This is a genomic window from Cupriavidus sp. 01L43, assembly GCF_056399925.1.
In genome coordinates this window covers 543013-567185 of record NZ_JBFTSH010000002.1, presented here as the reverse complement: position 1 = coordinate 567185, position 24173 = coordinate 543013, and the positions used below count along the sequence as shown (strand labels likewise).

Genomic DNA, 24173 nt, shown 5'->3' with positions numbered 1-24173 from the left:
CTGTGCCTGGGTTTGTTCCGTGGATTAGTCCAGGGAGATCTTGGCGGCGGCTGCCACGCGCTTGTTCTTGGCCACTTCGGTGGAAATCTGCTTGGCGAACTGCGCCGGGGTGTCGCCCACCGGGGTGGCGCCGAGCTTTTCCAGCTTGGCCTTCACTTCCGGCATCGCCAGCACCTTCACGGCGGCGGCGTTCAGCTTGGCCTGGATGTCGGCGGGCAGCTTGGCCGGGGCGATCAGGCCGAACCATGCCGAGTCGTTCACTTCGCCCAGACCCAGTTCGGCGAAGGTCGGCACGTTCGGCAGGGCAGCCACGCGCTTCGGCGCGGCTACGGCCAGCGCGCGGAGCTTGCCGCCTTCGATGAACGGCAGCGAGGAGGGCAGGTTGTCGAACAGCACCTGGACCTGGCCGGCCAGCGCGTCGTTCAGCGCCGGGCCCACGCCCTTGTACGGCACGTGCAGCAGTTCGGTGTGGCTGCTCATCTTGAACAGTTCGCCCATCATGTGCGAGACGCTGCCGTTGCCGGCCGAGCCATAGGCCATCTTGTTCGGCTCGGCCTTGGCCAGCGCGATGAACGACTTCATGTCGGTGGCCTTCACACCGGGGTGGATGCTCATCACGTTCGGCACCGAAGCCAGGTTCGTGATGGGGGTGAAGTCCTTGGTGGCGTCGTATTGCAGGCGCGGGTACACGGCCGGGTTGATGCCGTGGGTCGAGGCGGTGGCGATGCCCAGCGTGTAGCCGTCCGGCGCGGCCTTGGCGAGGTAGCCCGTGCCGATGCTGCCGCCGGCGCCGCCGCGGTTATCCACGACTACGGCCTGGCCCAGTTGCTGGCCCAGCTTGTCGGCCACGATGCGGGCCACGATGTCGGTGGTGCCACCGGCCGGGAACGGCACGACCAGCGTGATCGGCTTGGTCGGATACGTGCCCTGGGCAAAGGCGGGCAGGGTCAGGCCAGCGGCCGCGAAGGCAGTGGCGGCGGCGATGGCTTGGAGCAGGGGACGGCGTTGCATCAGGTCGATTCCGAGGAGGGAAAGAGGGGGAAGAGGGGGAAGAGATTCGAAAAGAACGGTTTTTCCGATTCTGCGCGTGCGTGCAAGGGACTGGCAAACGAAATAAAATCCCCGGATCATTCCAATTGGTATTGAAGGGGTTAGATTTGGGAGGTGAAGCATGCGCCGCTTATGTCCGTCAATGACGGAGTTGCAGGCCTTCGAAGCGGCGGCGCGCCACAACAGCTTTACCGTCGCCGCACGTGAACTACACGTCACACAGGGGGCCGTGAGCAAGCAGGTGCGCAGCCTGGAGGCGTTTCTGGGCGTGGAGTTGTTCGAGCGTGTCCGCCAGCGCCTGATGCTGACCGACGCGGGCGAGCGCTATCTGGAGCGCATCCGCCCCAGCCTCAACGAGATCGAGGCGGCCAGTGTGGAGTTGATCGCGCGACAGGGCCGCGGCGGCATCCTCCACATCGCCAGCATGCCTACGCTCGGCGCCAAGTGGCTGATACCGCGCCTGCCTCAGTTCTTCGCCCGGTATCCGGAAGTCACGCTGGAGTTCGTGCCCCATGCCCAGGGCTACGATTTTTCCCAGCCCGATCTCGATGCGGCGATTCGTTTTGGCGATGGTGTCTGGCCAGGGAGCCTGGCCGACTATATGACCGGGCGCGAGGTGCTGCCAGTCTGCCGGCCCGGCCTGCTGGCCCAGGAGCCCGACGGGGTGGCGCGCACGCCGGCGGTGCTGCTGGGCTACCCGCTGCTGCACCACACCACGGTGCCCGAGGCGTGGCCAGACTGGCTGTCCGAGCTGGGCGTCTCCACTCGCCAGGCCTGGAGCGGCGCCCGCTTCGACCAGTTCTCGCTGCTCACGCAGGCGGCGATGTCGGGGCTGGGCATCGCGCTGATTCCGCGCTGCCTGATCGAGGAGGAGTTGGCCACCGGCACGCTGGTGGTCGCCCATCCCGCGCGCGTGCTGGCGCGGAAAGGCTACTACCTGTGCTACCCGGAACAGAAGGCGCACCTGCCGGCGCTGCAGACGTTCCGGGCGTGGGTGATGGAAGGGGTGGACGTGGTGGCGTGAGGGGAAACGAGGGCCTGAACTACTTCGACAGCACCTTCATCGCCTGCTCCAGCCCGGCCAGCGTCACCGGGTACATCCGGCTTTTCATGATCTGATTGATCACCGTGATGGACTGGCGGTACTGCCACAGCCCCTCCGGCTCCGGGTTGAGCCAGACAAAGCGCGGGAACTGCTCGATCATCCGGTTCAGCCACACCGCGCCGGCCTCGGGGTTGTTGTACTCGACCGAGCCGCCCGGCTGAAGAATCTCATAGGGGCTCATCGTGGCATCGCCGACGAAGATCACCTTGTAGTCGGGCGTGTACTTGTGGATCAGGTCCCAGGTGGCGATCTTCTCGGCGTGGCGGCGCCGGTTGTTCTTCCACACGTAGTCGTACAGGCAGTTGTGGAAGTAGTAGTACTCGAGGTGCTTGAACTCGGTCTTGGTGGCCGAGAACAGCTCCTCCACGCGCTTGATGTGGTCGTCCATCGAGCCGCCGACGTCCATCAACATCAGCACCTTGACCTTGTTGTGGCGCTCCGGCCGCAGCTTGATGTCCAGCAGCCCGGCGTTGGCGGCCGTGGAGTGGATCGTGTCGTCGAGGTCCAGTTCGGTGTCGGCCCCCTCGCGCGCGAAGCGGCGGAGGCGGCGCAGCGCCACCTTGATGTTGCGCGTGCCCAGTTCGACCTGGTCGTCGTAGTCCTTGTAGGCGCGCGACTCCCAGACCTTGATCGCGGTACGGTTGCCCTTGGACGGCCCGCCGATGCGGATGCCCTCCGGGTTATAGCCGCCATGGCCGAACGGCGAGGTGCCGCCCGTGCCAATCCACTTGTTGCCGCCCTCGTGCTTTTCCTTCTGCTCTTCCAGCAGCTGCTTCAGGCGTTCCATGAGCTTGTCCAGCCCGCCCATGGCCTCGATCTTGGCTTTTTCCTCGGCGGACAGTTCACGCTCGAGCGTCTTCTGAAGCCAGTCGAGCGGGATGTCGCTCTTCCAGTCCACCAGGCTCTCCACGCCCTTGAAATAGGCGGCGAAGGTCTGGTCGAATTTGTCGAAGTGCTTCTCGTCCTTGACCAGCGTCATGCGCGACAGGTAGTAGAACTCGTCGATCGACGGCGAGATGACCTGCGCGCGCAGGGCCTCCAGCATGGTCAGGTATTCCTTGACCGAGACCGGCAGCTTGGCGTGCCGCAGCGAGAAGAAGAAGTCGATCAGCATCGCATTTCCCTTAATTTCTGGCTGCGATCAGCGCGGCCGCTCGAGCTGGAACTGCAGATGCGCGCGCACGGTGGGCCATTCGCTGGCGATGATGGAGAACACCACCGTGTCGCGCAGCGAGCCGTCCGGCATGCGCGAGTGACTGCGCAGCACGCCGTCCTGCTTGGCGCCCAGCCGGGCGATGGCGGCGCGGCTCTGGTGGTTCATCCAGTGCGTGCGGAATTCCACGGCGATGCAGTCGAGCGTCTCGAACGCGTGGCGCAGCAGCATCAGCTTGCATTCGGTGTTGAGCCCGGTGCGCTGCACGCGGCGCGCGTACCAGGTCGAACCGATTTCCACGCGCCGGTTGGCACCGTCGACATTCATATAGGTGGTCATGCCGGCCAGCCGGCCGGCGGCGTCGCGCACGGCGAACGGCTGCATCAGGTCGCGCGCCTGGAGGTCCAGGCGGCGCCGGATCTCGGCCTCCATGCCTTCGGGCGTCGGCACGCTGGTGTACCAGAGCTGGTGCAGTTCGCCATCGGCGGCGGCTTCGCGCAGGCCGGCAGCGTGGTCGGGCGAAAGCGGCTCGAGCGTGGCGTGGCGCCCGGTCAGCGTGACGGGTTGGGCGAAAGCCATGCCGATCAGCGGTTCGCGCGGTTCATGAACACCAGGCGCTCGAACAGGTGCACGTCCTGCTCGTTCTTCAGCAGCGCGCCGTGCAGCGGCGGAATCGCGGCCTTGCGGTCGGGGCTGCGCAGCGCTTCGGCGGGAATGTCCTCGGCCATCAGCAGCTTGAGCCAGTCGATCAGCTCGGACGTGCTCGGCTTCTTCTTCAGCCCCGGCAGGTTGCGCATCTCGTAGAACGCGTCCAGCGCGGCGGCCACCATCTCGCGCTTGATGCCCGGGTAGTGGACGTCCACGATCTGCTGCATGGTGTCCGCGTCGGGGAACTTGATGTAGTGGAAGAAGCAGCGGCGCAGGAAGGCGTCCGGCAGCTCTTTCTCGTTGTTCGAGGTGATGATGACCATCGGCCGGTGCCTGGCCCGGATCAGCTCGCGCGTCTCGTAGACGTAGAACTCCATGCGGTCCAGTTCGCGCAGCAGGTCGTTCGGGAATTCGATGTCGGCCTTGTCGATCTCGTCGATCAGCAGCACCACGGGCTCGTCGGCCTCGAAAGCCTGCCAGAGCACGCCCTTGACGATGTAGTTGCGGATGTCGTGGACCTTGTCGTCGCCGAGCTGGGAGTCGCGCAGGCGCGACACCGCGTCGTACTCGTACAGGCCCTGCTGGGCCTTGGTGGTCGACTTGATGTGCCATTGCAACAACGGCATGCCCAGCGCCGCGGCCACTTCCTCGGCCAGCATGGTCTTGCCGGTGCCGGGCTCGCCCTTGATCAGCAACGGCCGCTGCAGCGTGCGGGCGGCGTTGACGGCCAGCTTCAGGTCATCGGTGGCAACGTACTGGGCGCTACCCTCGAAGCGCGTGGACGGGGACGGATTGGCGTTGGCGGGCGTGGACATGAGGCAACCTGTTTTAGGCGGAATGGGCCAGTATAAAAGCAGAAACCGATTCGCGTTTAGTGGGGGACACCCGGGGCTGGTCGTCTGGACTGCCACGTGCCGCCTGCGGTACAATGCGCCGGTTTGACGCGCCCCCAAAGTCAAGTTCCCACATGCCCGGCAGTCTGCCCGTTGTCATGCAGATCCCCCGGTGCCGGCAACAAGCGCGAGATGGTTGCAGAATGGTGTCAGAGCACCCGCGGCACATCCACAACGCTTTTCCGCGATTGCATCCCCACCCCCGTTCCTAAACCGTCTCCGGCCAGCAGGGCAGGTCACGCACGGTTTAACACTTCCCAATCATCTAAAGACAATGAAAAAGCTCCTCACGATGGTGGTGTTGGGCGCGGCCGCAACGGCTGCGCAGGCCCAGGACGCAAAGGGCAATGTGGACACTGCCAAGGACAAGGTTGCAATGTGCATTGGTTGCCACGGCATTCCGGGCTACCGTGCATCGTTCCCGGAGACATACGAAGTACCGATGCTGGGCGGCCAGACCGCCAAGTACATTGAAAACGCGCTCAAGAGCTATCAGAAGGGCGATCGCAAGCATCCGACGATGCGGGCGATTGCCGCGAGCCTCTCGGACAAGGACATTGCAGACGTGGCGGCCTACTACTCGCAGCAGAAGGCCGATACCAAGAACAACACGCTGAAGTAAGAGGCTCAGAGACATGAAGACGCTGATGACGCTGAACAAGCTCCGATTTGCGGTGGGCGCGCTCGTGCTGGGCGCTGCCACCCTCCCGGCCGCCGCCGCCGACATCGCCGCCGGCAAGGCGCTGGTGGAGAAGGGCGCCTGTGTGGCCTGCCACGGTGCGGGCCTGAACGCCCCGATTACGCCCGACTATCCCAAGCTGGCTGGCCAGCATGCGGACTACCTCTACCACGCGCTGGTGTCGTACCAGATCAGCGGCAACCCGCAGGTGGGTCGTACCAACGCGATCATGGCTGGCCAGGTCAACGCCAACCCGGCCGTGACCGACAAGGCCGGCAAGCCGCGCCCGTTCACGCGCAAGGAGTTGAAGGACATCGCCGCGTATATCGAGTCGCTGCCCGGCGACCTGGTACTGAAGAAGTAAGTCCCCACGCGGGGATGTAAAAAAAGCCGCTTCCGAGGAAGCGGCTTTTTTGTTGCGCCGGCGCTGAAGCTGGAGCGCCCGCAGAGGCTTCAGTTGCCGCTGCCGGTCACCAGGCGGCGCTGCTTCACCGCATTGGCCAGGGTTTCGAGCACGGTCACGGAGTCGTCCCAGCCGATGCAGGCATCGGTCACGGACTGGCCGTAGGTCAGGTTCTCCACCGGGGTGCCCTGCACGTGGTCCTGGCGGCCGCCCACGAGGTGCGACTCCACCATCACGCCGACGATGCGCTGGTCGCCCCCGCCGATCTGGCGGCCGATGTCCTCGCAGACCGGGATCTGGTTCTCGTGCTTCTTGCTGCTGTTGGCGTGCGAGGCATCGACCATCAGCCGCGCGGCCAGACCGGCCTTCGAGATGGCGTCGCATGCTTCCTGCACGCTGGCGGCGTCATAGTTCGGCGTCTTGCCGCCGCGCAGGATGATGTGGCAGTCCTCGTTGCCGGACGTCGACACGATGGCCGAATGCCCGCCCTTGGTCACCGACAGGAAATGGTGCGGCTGCGAAGCGGCCTTGATCGCATCGACGGCGATCTTGACGTTGCCATCGGTGCCGTTCTTGAAGCCCACCGGGCACGACAGCCCCGACGCCAGCTCGCGGTGCACCTGCGATTCCGTGGTCCGGGCGCCGATCGCGCCCCAGCTGACCAGATCGGCAATGTATTGCGGGCTGATCATGTCGAGGTACTCGGTGCCGGTCGGCACGCCCAGCTCGCTGATGTTCAGCAGCACTTCGCGCGCGGTACGCAGGCCGTCGTTGATCTTGAAGCTGCCGTCCATGTGCGGGTCGTTGATCAGCCCCTTCCAGCCCACCGTGGTGCGCGGCTTCTCGAAATAGACCCGCATCACCACTTCCAGCTCGTTGGCGAAGCGGTCGCGCTGCACCTTGAGCATCTTGGCGTATTCCAGCGCGGCACGGGTGTCGTGGATCGAGCAGGGTCCGATGATGACGATCAGGCGGTCGTCCATGCCGTGCAGGATGCGATGCATGGCCTGGCGGGCACCGTAGATCACGTCGGACGCTGCCTCCGAGCAGGCGAACTCGCGGATCAGGTGCGCGGGCGGCAACAGTTCCTTGAGTTCGCGAATACGCAGGTCGTCGGTGTTCTTCAACATGATGGCTCCGGGTCTTTGTGAGGTCGTTAGTCTGGTGGTGGGTTGCGACGCGGACGTGGCGGGGATAAAAAAAGCCGCCAGGTTCGCTGGCGGCTTTTTCTGAATTTCGGGCTACTTACAACTGTCCCTCTCCATCCGCCAGCGGTGCGAGATCGCTAAAAAAGTAAAAGTAAAACTTGGCGGACATGGCGGTGTTTCGGGTCAGCTTGTGTCGGAATCTGGATGATGCGTCGAATTTATGCTGTGGTGCGCGATGAAAAGGCATTTAATTGCGCGGTCATCGGTCAAATCATGGCTCGCAATCGCCACACGCCCGACAACGAAGCATCTTTATATCGCTTTTCAAGATCGATGGCAAGCGTCAATCGCGTGGAATCGCAACAGATTTCGCCAAAAACGGCAGGCCGCCGCCATCGATCCCGGGTCCGTCACAGACTTCAGGCGGTGCCGCCCACGGTCATGTTCTCGATCCGCAGCGTCGGCTGGCCCACGCCCACCGGCACGCTCTGGCCTTCCTTGCCGCACACGCCCACGCCCGAGTCCAGGCGCATGTCGTTGCCGATCATGGTCACGTCCTTGAGCGATTCGGGGCCGTTGCCGACCAGCGTGGCGCCCTTGACCGGCGTGGTGATCTTGCCATCCTCGATCAGGTAGGCCTCGCTGGCCGAGAACACGAACTTGCCGTTGGTGATGTCCACCTGGCCGCCGCCGAAGTTCACCGCGTACAGGCCGCGCTTCACGCTGGCGATGATCTCCGCCGGGTCCTTGTCGCCGTTGAGCATGTAGGTGTTGGTCATGCGCGGCATCGGCAGGGCGGCGTAGCTCTCGCGGCGGGCGTTGCCGGTGACCGGCATCTTCATCAGGCGCGCATTGAGCGTGTCCTGGATGTAGCCGCGCAGGATGCCGTCCTCGATCAGCGTCGTGCATTGCGTCGGGTTGCCCTCGTCGTCGAGGTTCAGCGAACCGCGCCGGTTGGCCAGCGTGCCGTCATCGACGACGGTCACGCCCTTGGCCGCCACGCGCTCGCCCATGCGCCCAGCGAAGGCCGACGAGCCCTTGCGGTTGAAGTCGCCCTCCAGCCCGTGGCCGACGGCCTCGTGCAGCAGCACGCCGGGCCAGCCCGGGCCGAGCACCACGGTCATCGCGCCGGCCGGGGCGGGGCGCGCCTCCAGGTTCACCAGCGCCGACGCCACGGCTTCATCCACATACTTGGCCAGCAGTTCGTCGGTGAAGTAGCCGTAGGCGTAGCGGCCACCGCCGCCCGAGGAACCCACCTCGCGCCGCCCGTTCTGCTCGGCGATCACCGTGACCGACACGCGTACCAGCGGGCGCACGTCGGCGGCGATCACGCCGTCGCTGCGTGCCACCAGCACCACGTCGTATTCGCCGGCCAGCCCGGCCATGACCTGCACCACGCGCGGGTCCTTGGCGCGCGCCATCTTCTCGATGCGCTCCAGCAGCGCCACCTTCTCGGTGGCGGTCATCGAATCGAGCGGATCGTTCGGCGTATAGAGGTTGCGCCCGGTCTGGGAGGCCAGCGCGCCGGCCACCTTCACGCGGCCGCTGCCGCTCTTGCCGATGGTGCGCGTGGCCGCCGCAGCCTGCGACAGCGCCGGCAGGCTGATGTCGTCCGAATAGGCGAACGCGGTCTTGTCGCCGGATACGGCGCGCACGCCTACGCCCTGGTCGATGCTGAAGCTGCCCGACTTGACGATGCCTTCCTCCAGGCTCCACGCCTCATTGCGCGTGTACTGGAAGTACAGGTCGGCATAGTCGACCTTGTGCGTGAAGATGTCGGCCAGCACGCGCTGGAGCTTGGCCTCGTCGAGCCCATACGGCGCCAGCAGCAGTTGCTGCGCCGTGGCCAGGTTGCGGATTCCGAGATCACCGGCGTTCATGATTGTCCTTTCAGCATTCATTGAAGCCGGCACGGGCCGGCTTCAGATCGTAGTCGTTGGGGTAGATGCTACAGCACCCGATGGCGCAGCGCCGGCAGGTTCTGGCGGACTTCCGCCAGCCGCGCCGGGTCGATCACGCCGGCCACCACGCCTTCGCCCTCGGGCAGCACGCCAAGCACCTCGCCCCACGGATCGACCAGCATCGAGTGGCCCCACGTGCGGCGGCCGTTTTCGTGCTTGCCGCCCTGTGCGGCAGCCAGCACATAGCACTGGTTTTCGATCGCCCGGGCGCGCAGCAGGATCTCCCAGTGCGCCTGGCCCGTGGTGTAGGTGAAGGCGGCCGGCATCAGAATCAAGCTCGTGCCGCCGCCGGCGGCCAGATGGCGGTACAGCTCGGGGAAGCGCAGGTCGTAGCAGACCGACATCGCCACGCGTCCGCACGGCGCCTCGAAGGCCACCGGCTCGGTCCCGGCCAGGATGGTGCGGGACTCGTCGTAGCTTTCGATGCCCTTGGTAAAGCCGAACAGATGGATCTTGTCGTAGCGCGCCACGCGCTCGCCGCGCGGGTCGAAGGCGAGCGAGGTGTTGTAGACCCGGCCTGCGTCGCCGCAGTGCAGCGGCAGCGTGCCGCCCACCAGCCAGATCCGGTGGCGCCGCGCGGCATCGGCCAGGAAGCGCTGTACCGGCCCGTCGCCGTCCTGCTCGCGAATCGCGACCTTGTCGGTCTCCTGCCGGCCCATCATGCCGAAGTACTCGGGCAGCAGCACCAGTTCGGCACCGCCGCGCACGGCTTCGGCGATCAGTGCGTCGGCGCGGACGAGATTGGCATCGAGCGATGTGCCCGTCACGGTCTGCACGGCGGCGACGCGGAACGGGGCCGAAGGTGTGGCTGAAGGTGTGGCTGAAGGCGGGGCTGAAGGCGGGGCGGAAGCGGTCATCGTGGGGCGTCCTGTGTCTGGGCGGCCAGCCGGTTCCTAGCGAAGGAACTCGGTCGCGCGGTCCTGGATCGACGGCTGTCGGGGCTTATTGTCCTCCACTTTCGTGATCTTGGGATCAGCCCACGATCCGGACACGTGATAGTGCAGCGTGAACACCTTGGAGAACTCGTCCGCGAACAGCAACTGGGCGGCCAGCGTGCCGATGCCGAGCACCGGATTGATGAACGCGGCCGCCACCGAGGTAGTCGTGGCGTTGATGCGCGGCACCACCGAGACCTGGAGGTCCTGGGTCTCGCGCAGCAGGTTGGCCGTGCCGCTCATCGACGCCATCATCTGGCTGCTCTTGAGCTGGAATTCGTCGATCTTGCCGACGCCGTTCTCGATCGTGCCGCTGCCGGTCAGGTCGTCGAAGACCACGCCCCGGTTGGACAGGCTGCGGAAATCGAGCGTCGCGAACTTCAGCAGGCTTTGCAGGCTCAGCACGCCCAGCAGGCGCGCGGCGCCCGGCTCCACGCTGAGGATCTGGCCATTTTCCAGCTTCAGCGAGAGCCGGCCGGACAGCGACGGGTAGTCGATCGACAGCGGCGAGCCGCGCCACGCGATGCGGCCTTCGAACGCGCCCTTGCCGTCGCGCAGCGTGTGCGCCATGCCCATGCGGTCCAGCACGTCGCCGGCGTCGCGGATGTCGAGCTTGAAGTTCAGCAGCGTGCGGCGGCCCTCGGTGGGAGAGGCGTTGCCGCTCGCCACGGCGTCGCGCAGGCGGCGCGGTACGCGCCAGGTGCCATTGCCGGTCAGCGTGGCGCCCGGCTGTTCGATGGTGAGGTTGTCCAGCGTCCAGACTGGCTCGTTGCCGACGTGGCTGGTGTGCGCCTTGACTTCCAGCTTGCCGAAGTCCTTGCCGCGCAGGATGAACTTGTCCGCCACGAGGTCCAGGGCGGGCAGTTCCTCGATATTGCGCGCCATGGTGTCGACGGCATGGCCGTCATCGGCGGCTTCGGGGATGTCCAGCCGCGACAGCCGCACGGACAGCGCGCCGGACGGCGTGTTGGCATCGCGCCGCCATTGCGCCGTGCCGGCGATCTGGCGCGAGGTCATCTGCGCGTTCCAGCCGCTGCCTTCGCGGGTGGCGTCGAGCGAGACGTCGTCGAGGCTGCGTCCGAAGGCATCGAGCGCCTTGGCGCGCACGGTCACGCGCTCGGGCAGGAAGGGCGAGTTGCGATCGACGTTGTTCGGGTTGTCGCGGCCCGGCGCGGCCGGCGATGGCGCCGTGCCGCCCAGCGCGTTGCGCCAGGCATCGACGTCGAACCGCTCGGCGGTCAGTGCGGCCGTGACGCCGGTCGCCGGCTGCGGCGCCGGCTGGCCCACGCCGATGCCGCCCGAGATGACCTCCAGGCCCTCGGCGCCGCGCCGCAGGACATAGCGCGCCGCCACCGCGTTGCCCAGTTGCACGGTCAGATCGTCCTGCCCGGCGCGGGCCGCCGCCGTGGCGGGACGCAGGTCGAAACGCAGCGGCATTTCCTGCGCAGCCGTCTTGACCAGCGGCGCCGGCAGGTTCAGCGCCATGCCGACGAGGCTGGAGCCCACCTGGATCTGGAGATGCTTGTCGCGGATGCCGATCTCGGCGTTGTAGGCCGTGGCGCCTTCCATATGCGTGCCCGCGCTGCTGCCCGCCGCGGCCAGCGCGTCGCGCAGGCCGGCCGCCGTGGCGGTGCCGCCCACGGTCACGCGCGTGGTGCCGTCGGACTGGGTGCCGCCCCCGATCCGCGTCTCGCCGCCAAGGAAGCGGCCGCGCACGTTATCGAGCCGGAAGCCGTGCTCGTTGAAGGCCACCACGCCGGTCGCGCCGTAGAGCGTGGGCAGTTCCGGGAACAGCGTCACATCGTTGCCGGGGAAGCGGAACTGGCCGTCGACCTTGGTGCCAGCTGCGTGATGCAGCGGCAGGTCGAGTTTCAGCTTCAGGTCGCCCTGACCGGGTGCGTGTGAGTTTTCCGTCACGTTTCCGGTCCAGCCCTTGACCGGGGTATTGGCGATGAAGCGCAGGAAGCTCTGCACCGGCCCGTTGGCCATGCCATCGATCATCAGGTGGCCGTGGTCGCTCAGATCGTCGATGCGGCCGTTGACGTTCTGCAGCACCACGCCCGGCACGCCGCGCACTGCCGCGCGCTTGGCCAGGAAGGTCAGGCTGCCGCGCTCGAACATCACATTGCCCTGGATGTCGGTGAAGTCGGGCCAGGCCGTGCCGGCGTTGGCATTGCTATTTCCGTTGCCGTTCCCGTTGGTCTTGCCGTGGCCGTTGCCATTACTGTTGCCGGCCACGCCACCATTCACGTTCGGCCCGGTCTCGTGTGGGGCCACCTGGTAGCTCACGTTCTGCACCGGAATCTCGGCGCGGAAGTCGCCCGCCTTCTGGAACGGGGGATGGAACGGGAAGTGGGCCAGGTCGCCCTTGATCAGGAACTTGGCGCCGGTGGCCTCACCGCCGACCAGCGCGCCGCCCAGGTAATGGCGCGTGCTGGGCAGCGTCAGCGGCAGGTAGCGGACGATGCGGTTGGCCAGGGCGCGGTCCAGTTCGCCCGAAATATCGGCGATGCCGCCATGGCCGTCGCCGCCGGCGTGCCAGCCGCCGCGCACCGTGCCGGCCGTGTCGGCGTTGGCAAAGCGCACGCCATCCGTGTGCACCGCGAGCTTGCCGGACTCCTGCGTCCAGCGGATCTCGCCGCGCAGTTCGTCGAACGGGATGCGCGGCTCCTCGAACACGCCCGGGAACATCAGCGCGGCATCGGTGCTGTCCACGCGCGCGGTGCCCTGGCGGTCATCGAAACTGAAATTGCCCGAAATCTGGGCGAAGCCGGGCGTGCCGGCGCGGGGCAGGCCATCGGCAGCCATGGCCGGCACGGCCGGCTGGCTGTTCACCGAAACCTTGCGCAGCGTGCCCTGCACGGCGTAGTGGGATGCCCCCGGGGCGCGTGACAGCATCCCGGCGCGGTCGCGCGACCAAGCCACGTCGAGGTTGTCGATATGGCCGGCCGGCTGGAGCGCGCGCAGTTGGCGCAGCAGCGCGGTGTCCAGCGGCAGGGAGGTGGCTAGCGCGCGCACGGTGTTCAGGTCGAACGTGGGCGCCTTGAGCGCGAACTTGCGCAGTTCGCCCTGGTTGTCGCGGGTCCAGTTCACGGTGACCTTGCGCATGCCTTCGCGCCAGGACGTATCGGCGCTCGAAGGCGGCCCGGCCAGCGGCTCGGGCTGCCAGAGCAGGGTGTCGATGGTCAACTGGTGGTTGCCGGCACGGTCGCCCTTGTGCAGCAGCAGCGCCTGCGCGTTGGCCAGCTTCAGCGGCTCGGCGGCGCCGGCCAGCTGCAGGTCCACGCCCGTGGCGCGCATCCGCATCTGGCTGCCGATCAGGTGGCCTTCGCGGAAATCGACCGACCCGGACGTGCTGAAGACGCCGCTGTCCACGTGGTCGAAGATGGCGAGGTAGCGCTGCACCACCGGCAGCTGCATCTGGCTGAAGTCCCAGTTGGCCTGGCCGGTCCAGTGGCGCCAGTCGCCGGTGGCGCGCAGGTAGTCGTGACGCAGCGCGGCCTGGAAGACCAGTGGCTGGGGCGCCAGCGAGGCGCTGCGTGCCTCCAGCCGGACCGTGTGCTGGGCGCCGTTGCGGTGCGCGGTGAAATGGATGTCGGCCACGTCCAGCTGCGGCAGGCGGGCCTTTTCGTCGAGCCAGCGCAGGTTGCCGCTCATCAGCTCGATATGGCCCTGGGCCAGCAGCCAGTTCAGGAACGGATCGTCATTGGTCGTGGACGGGTGCGCCTCGATCGGCACGCCGGCCACCAGCAGGCGGCCCTCGGGCGTGCGGCGCACGAGCACATCGGTGCGCTCGGCCATCAGGCTGGCGAACTGCAGGGTCAGCGCCGGCACGGAATGCCAGGAGAGCTTGCCGTCGAGGATGCCGGCGGAGAGCAGCACGCGCTGCTGGCTGTCCACGGCGCGCACGTTGCGCGCGCGGAACGCCGGATGCCAACCGTCCCAGAATGTATCCAGTTCGCCGATGGTCAATTGGGCGGTCAATGCCGCCGAGCCTTGCTGCTCCAGCCACTGGCGCGCAGTATGGGCCTGCGGCCACAGCACGAAGCGGATCAGCAGCACCGCCACCACGGCGAGTGCGGCCAGCGCCAGCACGATGCGCACCAACATCCGCCAGAGCCGGGGCCAGACCGGATGCACGACGCCGGCACACAGCGCGCGCCAGCCGCTACGGGCGGCCGCACGCAGCCGCGCACCCACGCCGGACGCCACGCTGGGCGCGGGTGCGGAGGAGGATTGAGAAGCCTGGGAAGCCTGCCCGGCGGTGGCGGCGGACGCCTCGGCAGCGGCGCTGGCGGACGTTGAACCGTCGGCGGGCGCGGCAGGGGCGGCGGGGCGTCTGGACATGCGCAGATTATCCGACAATACTAGCCGCTCTCCAAAGTGGTCGATAAGGGTGCGTTGTTGCGCCACCGCGTATCGCCACGGCGCCTGCCCGCATTGCAAAGTTACTGGAATGACTGTCCCTGATCCGACGAGTTCCGCCGCGGGCGCCGCCCCGGCTCACCCCCTTCCCACCGAGGCGCCGGATGCGCCGCCTGGACCCATCGGCAACATGGTCGAAGGGGCCTATGCCACGGTGATGGCCAGGGAGTTACCCGCCACGGATTCCAATGCCGCCGGCGAGGGCGACGTATTGTACTCGGGGCAGGCCTCCCATTACGCCCGCCGCGTGCTCCAGGCGCGCCCCGAACTGGCCGCCGTGGTGGCCGATGCCGCCCGGGCGCCCCTGACGCGTGCGTGGATGGAGTCGCGGCTGCAGGCGCTCCACGCCCCGTCCGCCGATGCCGAAGCCGCCGCCGCCCAGGCGCTGCGCCGGCTGCGGGCCGAAGTCATGTGCGTGGTAATCGAGCGCGACCTGCGCGGGCTGGCCCCGCTCGGCGAGATCACGGGGGCGATGACCGACCTCGCCGAACTCGGCATCCAGTTCGGCCTGCGCGTGCTCGGCGACGACCTGGCCGCCACCTACGGCCGGCCCACCGGCGCCCAGAGCGGCGAGGTGCAGGAGCTGGTGGTGGTGGGCATGGGCAAGCTGGGCGGGCGCGAACTCAACGTCTCGTCAGATATCGACCTGATCTTTCTTTATGACGAGGATGGCGATACCCAGGGCGGGGCGCGCAGCCTCTCGAACCACGAATATTTCATCCGCGTGGGGCGGCGCCTGATCAACCTGCTGTCCGAGGTGACCGCCGACGGCTACGTGTTCCGCGTGGACATGCGGCTGCGGCCCAATGGCGATGCCGGCCCGCTGGTGTGCAGCCTGGGCATGCTCGAGGAATACCTCGTCGTGCAGGGCCGCGAGTGGGAGCGCTACGCGTGGATCAAGGGCCGCGTGGTGTCCGCGCTGGACACGCCGCACGCCACGCGCACCGCCGCGCTGCTGGGCCGGCTGACCACGCCGTTCGTGTTCCGGCGCTACCTCGACTATGGCGTGATCGCCGCCATCCGCGCGCTGCACGCCCAGATCCGTGCGGAAGCGGCCAAGCGCAGCGGCGGGCTGGCCGGCCATGGCGTGAACCAGCGCTCGTTCAATATCAAGCTCGGGCGCGGCGGCATCCGCGAGATCGAGTTCATGGCGCAGGTGTTCCAGTTGATCCGCGGCGGCCAGGACCCCGCGCTGCGCGTGCGGCCGACGCTCGAGGTCCTCGACGTCGCCGTGGCCCGCAACCTCCTCCCGGCGGGGCAGGCCGAGCAGTTGGCCGATGCCTACCGCTTCCTGCGCCAGCTGGAACACCGCCTGCAATACCGCGACGACGCCCAGACCCACCACCTGCCGACCAGCGAGGATGAACAGCTGGCCGTGGCGCGGATGATGGGCTACGAGGACTGGCCTGCGCTGGTCGCCCAGATGGATGGGCTGATGGCGCCCGTGGCGCAGCAGTTCGAAGCCACCTTCGCCGATCCGTTCAGCGACCCGGACGCGCCGCAGTGCGAGGCGCTCTGGCCCGAGATCGTGCGGGAAGGGCAGGGCTCGCGGCCCACGCAGGACGGCCCGGACGAGACCGATCCCGAGTCGTCGCCATGCCAGCGGCTCCAGGCGGCCGGCTTCAGCGACTGCACCGGCCTCTACGACCGCCTGCGCGCCATCGCCACCTCGGTGCGCTACCGCGCGTTGTCCGAGTCGAGCCGGGCGCGCTTCGACCAACTGGTCAACCGCGCGCTCGACCTCGCCAACAAGCAGGACGATGCCGACAGCACCATCGCCCGTTTCCTCGATTTTCTCGATGCGATCAGTCGGCGAGCCTCGTATCTTTCGCTGCTGTCCGAGTACCCGCAGGCGATGGATCGCGTCGCCCAGACGCTGCATGCTTCGCGCTGGGCGGCGGCCTACCTGACGCGCCATCCGCAACTTCTGGACGAACTGCTCGATAGCGAGGCCCTGGCGAGCGCGCCGGACTGGCCCGCCTTCCGCGCCCGCGTGGCCGAGCGCCTGCAGGTGGCGCACGGGCAGATCGAGATGCAGATGGACATCCTGCGTCGCGAGCACCATGCCGAGACCTTCCGGATCCTGCTGCAGGACCTGCACGGCCTGCTAACGGTGGAGCAGGTGGCCGACCGTCTCTCCGATCTGGCCGATGCGATGCTCGAAGTCACGCTCGGGGCGGTCTGGGCCCAGTTGGCCACGCGCCACACCGAGACACCGCGCTTCGCGGTCATCGCCTACGGGCGGCTGGGTGGGAAGGAGCTGGGCTATGCGTCCGACCTCGACATCATCTTTCTTTATGACGATGACCACGAGCGCGCGCCTGACGTCTACGCAGCCTACGCTCGCCGCCTGATCACGTGGCTCACGAGTCACACGGCGGCCGGGATGCTGTTCGACGTGGACATGCGGCTGCGGCCCAACGGCGCGGCGGGGCTGCTCGTGACGAGCTTCGACGCGTTCCGGCGCTACCAACTGCGCGAGGGCGACAACACGGCCTGGGTCTGGGAGCATCAGGCGCTCACGCGGGCGCGCTGGTGCGCCGGCGACAGCGAGATCGGCGCGCGCTTCGAAGCACTGCGCGAAGAGGTGCTGCGCCAGCCGCGCGACGCCGCCGCGCTGCGCGACGAAATCGTGCAGATGCGTGCCAAGGTGGCCGAGGGCCATCCCAACCCCATGCCGCTGTTCGACCTCAAGCACGACCGGGGCGGCATGGTCGACATCGAATTCACGGTGCAGTACCTCGTGCTGCTGCACAGTGGCGCGCATCCGTCGCTGACCGGGAACAAGGGCAATATCGCGCTGCTGCGCATGGCCGGCGAGTTGGGTTTGATCGACAAGACCGTCGCTGTGGCCGTGGGCGATGCCTACCGGCTATTCCGCGCACGCCAGCACAAGCTGCGGCTCGATGGCCAGGACCAGGCGCGCGTGCCGCCGGCGTCCGTGGCGGAGCAGGCCACGCAGGTGCGAGCCCTGTGGAGCGCAGTCTTCGGTGAGTAGTTCGGCCCCGCCCCAGCCCGACCACGGCTGGCCGGCCATGCTGGCGACCATCGCCGGTGTGGCCGGGGTGGCCGCGCTGTTCACCTTCGTCCCCTGGCTGCACGCCCACGGGCTGTACCTGCGCGATGCCGTGCGGCTGGACGGCCAGTGGTGGCGCCTGGCCACGGCAATGTGGGTCCATCTGGACTGGCGCCACTATCTGGTCGACTTGGCCGCGGCCGCAGGCTTGCTGCTGCTGGCCGGCCGCGCCACCCGCATCCGCGAGATGCTGGCCGTGCTGGTCATCAGCGGGCTGGCCGTGCAGGTGGCCTTGCTAAGAATCCCCTCGGTTGGCTGGTACGGCGGGCTCTCCGGCGCGCTCCACGGCCTGGCCCTCTGGACCGGCCTGCGCCTGCTGCAAGCCCCAGGCGTCTCGCGCGTGATCGGCGTCATCACCTGCCTGGTGGTGATCGGCAAAGTCTGGACCGAGCAGTCCTGGCTCGCCGCTCTCGTCTTCGACCCCTCCTGGGGCTTCAGCATCGTCCGCGCGGCCCACGCAGCCGGCGCAATCGCCGGGCTGGCGTGCTGGGTCCTGCAGGAATGGTGGCGCACGCGGCGCGGGAATGACGCGGGGCGCTAGCGAACCCGCCGCCGCATCCCAAATCCCACCACCCCAATTCCCAGCAACACCACCGCGCTCCAGGGCGCGATGGCCCCACCGCCACCACCACCGCCTCCGCTATCCGAGGCCACCGGCGCGGGGGCGGGGGTTGCCGTGGCGGCCGGGTTCGCGGCGGCCACCAGCGCGCCGTCGGCGTCCAGCAATCCTGCGCCGCATTTGCCGACGTTGGCACTGGCCGTGCAGTAGGTATTGGCGGGATGGGCGCGCGCGGAGCTTTTCAGGCCAGCGGTGACCTGGGCTGGCGTCAGCGCGCCGTTGACCGCGAACATCATCGATACCACGCCGGAGACCATCGGCGCGGCGAAGCTGGTGCCGGCCGAGTTGCTGATGACGAAGTTGCCGGCGGTGGTCGTGCCGGAATTGCTCAGCGTGCGGATCAGCGACGAGCCGCCGGGCGTGGAGCAGGTGGGTGTGTTGCCGACCATGACCACGCGCGAGTTGCCGCAGCCGCCGCCCGGGGCGCTCAGGGCGACCTGCGGGCCGACGTTGGCGAAGCTGGCGTTCTCGCCATCGTTCGCGTGAGCGGTGACGGCGATGACGCCGGTGCAGTCGGCGGGGGCTTCCACGGCACCGGCCGAATTGCCGGCTGCGGCCACGACCACTACGCCGGCGGCGTTCAGATCGTTGACGGCCTGCTGTTCGATGGACGAGCAACTGCCGCCGCCCAGGCTGATATTGACGACCTTGGCGGGCGTCGGATTGGCCGGCACGCCGGGCACGGCGAGCCCGCCGGCCCAGCGCATGCCATCGACCGTATCGGACAACAGCGCGCCGCAGCGGCCCGACACGCGCACCGGCTGGATCCGCGCGGCCCAGTCCACGCCGGCGATGCCCACGCCGTTGTTGGTCAGCGCGCCCAGCACGCTGGCCACGCGCGTGCCGTGCCACGTGCTGTTGGCCTGTCCGCTGCCGTCCTGACACGTCTGGCCGGCCGGCACGAAATCGCCCGGATCGATCGGATCGCTGTCGCGGCCATCGCCGTCATTGGAGACGGCGGTGGTGCTGATGAAGTCGTAGCCAGGCACGAGCCGGTCGATCAGGTCCGGGTGGGGCAGGTAGCCGGTGTCGACCACGGCCACCACGATGCTGGCGTTGCCGCGCGAGCGGTCCCAGGCGCGTGTGAGGTTGGCGGCGCCCACGACCTGGCTCGGCAGGGCCATATAGGTCTGGGCGCTGGCGAATTCGGGGTCGTTGGGAATGGAGTCGTGCAGGCGCAGCCAGCGGTCGGGCACCGCATCGGCGATGCGCGGGTCCTGGCGCAGCCGCTTCGCCACCGTTTCGGGGTTATCGCCCTTGGTGTCGGTCACGCTCATCAGTTGCAGCGTGCCCGCCATCGACCGCTTCACGCCGAGCGCCAGGCCCGTGTTGGCCTCCACGTTGCGCATCTGGGTGGACATCTGGGTGGAGGTGGCGGGCTGGCTGCCGTCCCGCCAGCGCACGATGTAGTTGCCCGTGTAGACCGGCGCGGCCCGCGCTCCGGCGGCGCCCTGCGCGGTCGCCGGCAGGCTCCAGCAGGCGGCTACCGCCAGCAGTGCGGCGGACAGCCCTTGGGCGGCGCGACGGCCGCGCTTCAGCGTGTTGTGTGGCATCTACGACTCCTGGGGGCGTTGGTAGTGCGATGCGAACTGCTGAACTGCTGAGCTACAACCTACAGGAAAACGGGCGCTTTATTGCGCAGGCATGTCCCGGCTGGTGGGCATGGTGCGATGCGGCTTGAGCGTGCGGTCCGACGTGGCCGATTCCACGCGCGGCGCGGCCTGGAGCGTGGTCACAGCCTGCTCGAGCGTGATGTCGGGCGCGGCCGTGATGGCGGTGACCAGCCACACGCCACCGGACATCGGCCGCTTCACCACGTACCGCACCGGGCCCTCGATCGTCGCCAGCAGCTTGCCGGCATCCTCGGACACCGTCACCTCGGGTGGCGTGAATTTGACGAGGATGTCGCCGATGGCGCGGTCGTCGGTGATGCTGCCGCGCGGCGGGGCGAACGATTTCGACTCCGACGCGCAGCCCGAGACGGCGCCCAGCGATGCCAGCGAAGCAGCGGCGGCCAGCGCCATCGCCAGGACCTTGCGGCGGGGGTGTTGCGGGGACTGACCAGCGGTCATGGGGCGAAGCTCCTGAAATCTGTATCTATATATATAGCGGGATGCGGACGTGGCGACGGTCCGGCTTTAGCCAGCAGCCCGGCGCGGGCGGCGCGAGCCCCCTTCGCGCGGGGTGGTGCTGGCCTGGTTGGCCGCAGGACTCGCGGCCAGTTCCGCAGCGCGTGCCCCTTGCGCCAGCATCTCCTGCGCGTGTTGCGTCGTCGTGGCGGTCACCGTGGCCCCGCCCAGCATGCGCGCGGTCTCGTTGACACGGCCCTCGGTGTCGAGCACGCGGATCCTGGACCGCGTGACGGCGGCCCGGGCCTTCGTGGCGTCGGCCGTCTCCTTGCTGACCAGCAGGTGCGTGCCAGCCTGCGCCGCCACCTGCGGCAGGTGGGTCACGCAGAGCACCTGCCGCGCGCGGCCCAGTTCCTGCAGGCGCCGGCCCACCACCTCGGCCACGGCGCCGCCGATGCCGGTATCCACCTCGTCGAAGATCAGCGTGGGCGTGGGCGCGGCTTCGCTCGTGATGACGGAGATGGCGAGGCTGATCCGCGCCAGTTCGCCGCCGGACGCCACCTTGGCCAGCGGGCGCGCCGTCACGCCGGCATGGCCGGCGACGAGGAATTCCACCTGCTCCAGCCCGTGGCTCTGGCCTTCGGCCTCGTCGAGCGGGTTCAGCGCCACCACGAAGGTGCCGCCGGCCATCGACAAGCCCTGCATGGCGTCCGTGACGGCGCCGGACAGCGCCTTGGCGGCGGTCTTGCGTGCGGCGGACAGGTGCCGCGCCAGCGTCAGGTAGGCGGCGCGCGCGGCGGCCTCGCGGGCCAGCACCTTGTTGAGGTCCTGCGCGGACTGCAGGTCGTCGAGTTGCTGGCGGCGGGCCAGTAGTTCGTCCGGCAGTTGCTCCGGCGGCAGGCGATACTTGCGCGCCGCCGTGTGCAGTGCCTGCATGCGCGCTTCCACGGCCTGCAGGCGTTCCGGATCGAGTTCGAGCCGGTCGACGTAGCGCGTCAGCGAATGCGCGGCTTCCTCGACCTGCACCTGCGCCGGTTCCAGCGCGGCGAGCACGTCGCGTAGCGCGGGATCGACATCGGCCAGTTGCTGGATCCTGTGCACCACGCTGTTGAGCACGGACAGCACGGCGCCATCGGCCTCGGACAACGCGTCCAGCGCGGCGCGGCTGCCGTCGATCAGGCCGGCCGCGTGCGAGAGGCGGTTGTATTCGCCCTGGATCTCTTCCCACTCGCCCGCCTGCGGCGCCAGCTTGTCGAGTTCGCCAACCTGCCACTCCAGGCGCTCGCGTTCGAGCTGCATTTCGCGCGATTGCGACTCCACGGCTTCGCGCTGGCGCACGCAGGCGCGCCAGGCCCGCCACGCCTCCGCCACCGCGCCGGCCTGTTCGGTCAGGCCTGCGTGGGCGTCGAACAGGTGGCGCTGGGCGTCCGGGCGGAGCAGTAGCTGATGGGCGTGCTGGCCGTGGATGTCGACAAGCTGGTCGCCCACCTCGCGCAACTGGGTCAGCGTGGCCGCCGTGCCGTTGATGAACGCCTTGCTGCGCCCGCCCGCATCGACGGTGCGGCGCAGCAGCACGGTGCCTTCGCCGTCCAGGCCGGTTTCGTCGCCGGACAGTTCGCGCTCGGCCAGCCAGGCGTCCAGCGCCGCGTGCGTGCCGAAGGTGGCGCTGATGCTTGCGCGGGTGCTGCCTTCGCGCACCACGCCGGCGTCGGCGCGTTCGCCGAGCACCAGGGCCAGTGCATCGATCAGGATGGACTTGCCGGCGCCGGTCTCGCCGGTGAAGACGGTGAAGCCGGTGGTGAAGTCGAGGTCGAGCGTATCGACGATGACGAAATCGCGGATGGACAGGCTGCGGAGCATCGTGGCCTTGGGGGGAGTGGGGGCCGGCTCAGAGCCGGTTGTCCTCGGTCGGGTATTCGTGCCAGTGCAGCTTCTTGCGCAGCGTGGCGTAGTAGTTGTAGCCCACCGGATGCAACAGGGTCACGGTCTTGCTGGAGCGGCGCACGACGATCCGGTCGCCCTGCAGCAGCGAGGTCAGAGACTGCATGTCGAAATTGGCGCTCGCGTCGCGCGCGGTGGCCACCTCGATCGTCACTTCGGCGTCGTGCGGCAGCACGATCGGGCGATTGGACAGCGCGTGCGGAGCAATTGGCACCAGTACCAGCCCAGACAGCGTAGGATGCAGGATCGGTCCGCCGGCGGCCAGCGCGTAGGCGGTGGAACCGGTGGGCGTGGAGACGATCAGGCCGTCCGAACGCTGGTTGTACATGAAATAGCCGTCCACCGAGACGGCCAGCTCGACCATGCCGGAAATGCCCGAGCGGTTGACCACCACGTCGTTGAACGCCAGCGCGGAGAAGATCACGCCGTCGTCACGGATCACGCGGGATTCCAGCAGCATGCGGGTCTCGGCCTCGTAGCGGCCGGCCAGCATCTCGGGCAGGGCGCGCGTCACGTCTTCGAGCGGGATGTCGGTCATGAAGCCCAGCCGGCCATGGTTCACGCCGATCAGCGGCACATTCAGCCCGGCCAGCTGGCGGGCCAGGCCCAGCAGCGTGCCGTCGCCGCCGAGCACCACGGCCACGTCGGCCTCGCGCCCGATCTCGTCGGCCGAGAAGACGGGGTAGCCGGAGAGGCCGGTCGCCTGCGCGGTTTCGCGCTCGAACACCACGTCCTGGCCGTTGCGCGAGATGACGGCGGCCAGTTCCTCGAGCGGGCCCTCGATGCCGGCGGTCGCGTACCGGCCGACCAGGGCAACGGTCTGGAACGCGGCGCGGGGCGCGGCGGCGGGGGCGATGGCTGGGTTCTGGGGGGCAGACATGCCGGGATTAGACCATACCGCCGTGACCATTGTCAGTAGGCGGGCACGCACCGGTGCGAAGCCCGCCCGAACCGGGGAAAGTTGTTTAAAATCGGGGCACTATGGACGAACGTTCGAAAACGCTTCTCAAGACCCTGATCGAGCGCTACATCGCCGAAGGCCAGCCCGTGGGCTCGCGCACCCTGTCCAAGTACTCGGGTCTCGATCTCTCGCCGGCGACCATCCGCAATGTGATGTCCGACCTCGAGGAAATGGGGTTCATCGCCAGCCCGCATACGTCGGCCGGCCGGATTCCCACGCCGCGCGGATACCGGCTGTTCGTCGATTCGATGCTCACGGCGCGCCCGCTGGAGGGCGGCACCATCGAGATGACCGCCGAACTGGCCGCGCTGACCGGCCAGATCCAGGGCCAGCTGGGCGGACAGCAGTTGGGGCCGCAGCGGATGATCACGGCCGCCGCGCATACGCTGTCGAACCTCTCCCGCTTTGCCGGCGTGATCATGACGCCGCGCCGGGGCCAGTCGTTCCGCCAGGTGGAGTTCATGCGCCTGTCGGAGAAGCGCATCCTGCTGATCATCGTCAGCCCCGAGGGCGACGTCCAGAACCGCATCATCCAGACCGAACTGCCGTACACCCCCGCCCAGCTGATCGAGGCGGCCAATTTCTTCAATTCCCACTACGCCGGCATGAGTTTCGATGCCGTGCGCAGCCATCTGCGCGTGGAATTGCAGGACATCCGCCGCGATATGTCAGCGCTGATGCAGGCCGCCGTGGAGGCGGGCAGCAGCGCCATGGCCGAGGATGACGACCAGGTGTTCATCTCCGGCGAGCGCAAGCTGCTGGAGGTGGAAGACCTGTCGTCCAGCATGGACAAGCTGCGCCGGCTGTTCGATGTCTTCGAACACAAGACCAACCTGCTGCAGCTGCTCGATGTCTCGAGCCACGCGCAGGGCGTGCAGATCTTCATCGGCGGCGAAAGCCAGCTCGTGCCGCTCGAAGACATGGCCGTCATTACCGCGCCCTATGGTGTCGATGGGCAGATCGTCGGCACGCTCGGCGTGATCGGCCCGACGCGGATGGCCTATGAACGGGTCATCCCGATCGTCGACATCACCGCGCGGCTGCTTTCGAGCGCGCTCTCCCAGAACTGATGGCAGCTTGCGGGCACGCCACGTGACAGCGCGTGCG

General features: G+C 68.0%; 18 protein-coding genes. 6 read left to right on the top strand and 12 right to left on the bottom strand.

Features of this window, described 5'->3' with window-relative positions; translation table 11 throughout:
* Positions 1-24: 24 nt before the first annotated feature.
* Complete coding sequence (locus AC1DP9_RS05715; protein WP_092292501.1) at positions 25-1011, bottom strand: Bug family tripartite tricarboxylate transporter substrate binding protein; 987 nt, start codon at positions 1009-1011, stop codon at positions 25-27.
* Positions 1012-1171: 160 nt separating this feature from the next.
* Between AC1DP9_RS05715 and AC1DP9_RS05710 the strand changes: the two genes are divergently transcribed.
* On the top strand, positions 1172-2074 hold the full coding sequence (locus tag AC1DP9_RS05710; protein ID WP_092292503.1) for a LysR family transcriptional regulator: 903 nt from the start codon (positions 1172-1174) through the stop codon (positions 2072-2074).
* A 19-nt stretch (positions 2075-2093) separates the two neighbouring features.
* Here the strand turns inward: AC1DP9_RS05710 and AC1DP9_RS05705 are convergent, their stop codons facing one another.
* The 3 genes from AC1DP9_RS05705 to AC1DP9_RS05695 are packed head-to-tail and all read right to left on the bottom strand — an operon-like array spanning position 2094 to position 4771.
* The gene (locus AC1DP9_RS05705; protein WP_477106824.1) at positions 2094-3269 is read right to left on the bottom strand and encodes a vWA domain-containing protein; all 1176 of its coding nucleotides are present in this window, start codon (positions 3267-3269) and stop codon (positions 2094-2096) included.
* A gap of 27 nt (positions 3270-3296) precedes the next feature.
* Positions 3297-3887 (bottom strand): GNAT family N-acetyltransferase, encoded by a 591-nt coding sequence (locus AC1DP9_RS05700; RefSeq protein ID WP_477106823.1) that lies wholly within the window; start codon positions 3885-3887, stop codon positions 3297-3299.
* Positions 3888-3892: 5 nt separating this feature from the next.
* Positions 3893-4771 carry an AAA family ATPase gene (locus AC1DP9_RS05695; RefSeq protein ID WP_092292509.1) on the bottom strand — a complete coding sequence of 293 codons (879 nt, stop codon included), beginning with the start codon at positions 4769-4771 and terminating at the stop codon, positions 3893-3895.
* A gap of 352 nt (positions 4772-5123) precedes the next feature.
* Here AC1DP9_RS05695 and AC1DP9_RS05690 point away from each other — a divergent pair, with 352 nt between their 5' ends.
* Together AC1DP9_RS05690 and AC1DP9_RS05685 are read left to right on the top strand one after the other, a co-directional pair.
* Positions 5124-5471: a c-type cytochrome gene (locus AC1DP9_RS05690; protein WP_092292511.1), complete on the top strand. Its 348-nt coding sequence runs from the start codon at positions 5124-5126 to the stop codon at positions 5469-5471.
* Positions 5472-5493: 22 nt separating this feature from the next.
* Positions 5494-5892, top strand: coding sequence for a c-type cytochrome (locus AC1DP9_RS05685; RefSeq protein ID WP_369823396.1), 399 nt, complete (start codon positions 5494-5496; stop codon positions 5890-5892).
* An 89-nt stretch (positions 5893-5981) separates the two neighbouring features.
* Here the strand turns inward: AC1DP9_RS05685 and aroG are convergent, their stop codons facing one another.
* The 4 genes from aroG to AC1DP9_RS05665 all read right to left on the bottom strand — a co-directional run bounded on the left by aroG (position 5982) and on the right by AC1DP9_RS05665 (position 14322).
* Entirely contained in the window at positions 5982-7061 is a 1080-nt protein-coding gene (gene aroG, locus AC1DP9_RS05680; RefSeq protein WP_177219872.1) for a 3-deoxy-7-phosphoheptulonate synthase AroG, read from the bottom strand.
* Between the two features lie 437 nt (positions 7062-7498).
* A complete protein-coding gene (tldD, locus tag AC1DP9_RS05675) occupies positions 7499-8959 on the bottom strand; it encodes a metalloprotease TldD (RefSeq protein ID WP_092292517.1) in 1461 nt (486 codons plus the stop codon).
* A gap of 68 nt (positions 8960-9027) precedes the next feature.
* Positions 9028-9897, bottom strand: coding sequence for a carbon-nitrogen hydrolase family protein (locus AC1DP9_RS05670; protein ID WP_477106822.1), 870 nt, complete (start codon positions 9895-9897; stop codon positions 9028-9030).
* Positions 9898-9933: 36 nt separating this feature from the next.
* Positions 9934-14322 carry a YhdP family protein gene (locus tag AC1DP9_RS05665; protein ID WP_477106821.1) on the bottom strand — a complete coding sequence of 1463 codons (4389 nt, stop codon included), beginning with the start codon at positions 14320-14322 and terminating at the stop codon, positions 9934-9936.
* Between the two features lie 208 nt (positions 14323-14530).
* Between AC1DP9_RS05665 and glnE the strand changes: the two genes are divergently transcribed.
* Together glnE and rrtA are read left to right on the top strand one after the other, a co-directional pair.
* A complete protein-coding gene (gene glnE, locus AC1DP9_RS05660; protein WP_477106921.1) occupies positions 14531-17398 on the top strand; it encodes a bifunctional [glutamate--ammonia ligase]-adenylyl-L-tyrosine phosphorylase/[glutamate--ammonia-ligase] adenylyltransferase in 2868 nt (955 codons plus the stop codon).
* 37 nt (positions 17399-17435) lie between these two features.
* Positions 17436-18017 carry a rhombosortase gene (gene rrtA, locus AC1DP9_RS05655; RefSeq protein WP_092292525.1) on the top strand — a complete coding sequence of 194 codons (582 nt, stop codon included), beginning with the start codon at positions 17436-17438 and terminating at the stop codon, positions 18015-18017.
* Here the strand turns inward: rrtA and mprA are convergent.
* The 4 genes from mprA to AC1DP9_RS05635 form a co-directional block, all read right to left on the bottom strand.
* Positions 18014-19648, bottom strand: a complete 1635-nt coding sequence (gene mprA / locus AC1DP9_RS05650) for an MprA protease, GlyGly-CTERM protein-sorting domain-containing form (RefSeq protein ID WP_477106820.1) — start codon at positions 19646-19648, stop codon at positions 18014-18016. The genes rrtA and mprA overlap by 4 nt on opposite strands.
* Positions 19649-19726: 78 nt before the next feature.
* Positions 19727-20167, bottom strand: coding sequence for a hypothetical protein (locus AC1DP9_RS05645; protein WP_477105048.1), 441 nt, complete (start codon positions 20165-20167; stop codon positions 19727-19729).
* A gap of 66 nt (positions 20168-20233) precedes the next feature.
* Positions 20234-22024 (bottom strand): DNA repair protein RecN, encoded by a 1791-nt coding sequence (recN, locus tag AC1DP9_RS05640; RefSeq protein WP_092292531.1) that lies wholly within the window; start codon positions 22022-22024, stop codon positions 20234-20236.
* A gap of 28 nt (positions 22025-22052) precedes the next feature.
* Positions 22053-22985, bottom strand: a complete 933-nt coding sequence (locus AC1DP9_RS05635; RefSeq protein WP_092292533.1) for an NAD kinase — start codon at positions 22983-22985, stop codon at positions 22053-22055.
* A 101-nt stretch (positions 22986-23086) separates the two neighbouring features.
* Here AC1DP9_RS05635 and hrcA point away from each other — a divergent pair, with 101 nt between their 5' ends.
* Positions 23087-24136 carry a heat-inducible transcriptional repressor HrcA gene (hrcA, locus tag AC1DP9_RS05630; RefSeq protein WP_092292535.1) on the top strand — a complete coding sequence of 350 codons (1050 nt, stop codon included), beginning with the start codon at positions 23087-23089 and terminating at the stop codon, positions 24134-24136.
* The last annotated feature ends 37 nt before the right edge of the window (positions 24137-24173 follow it).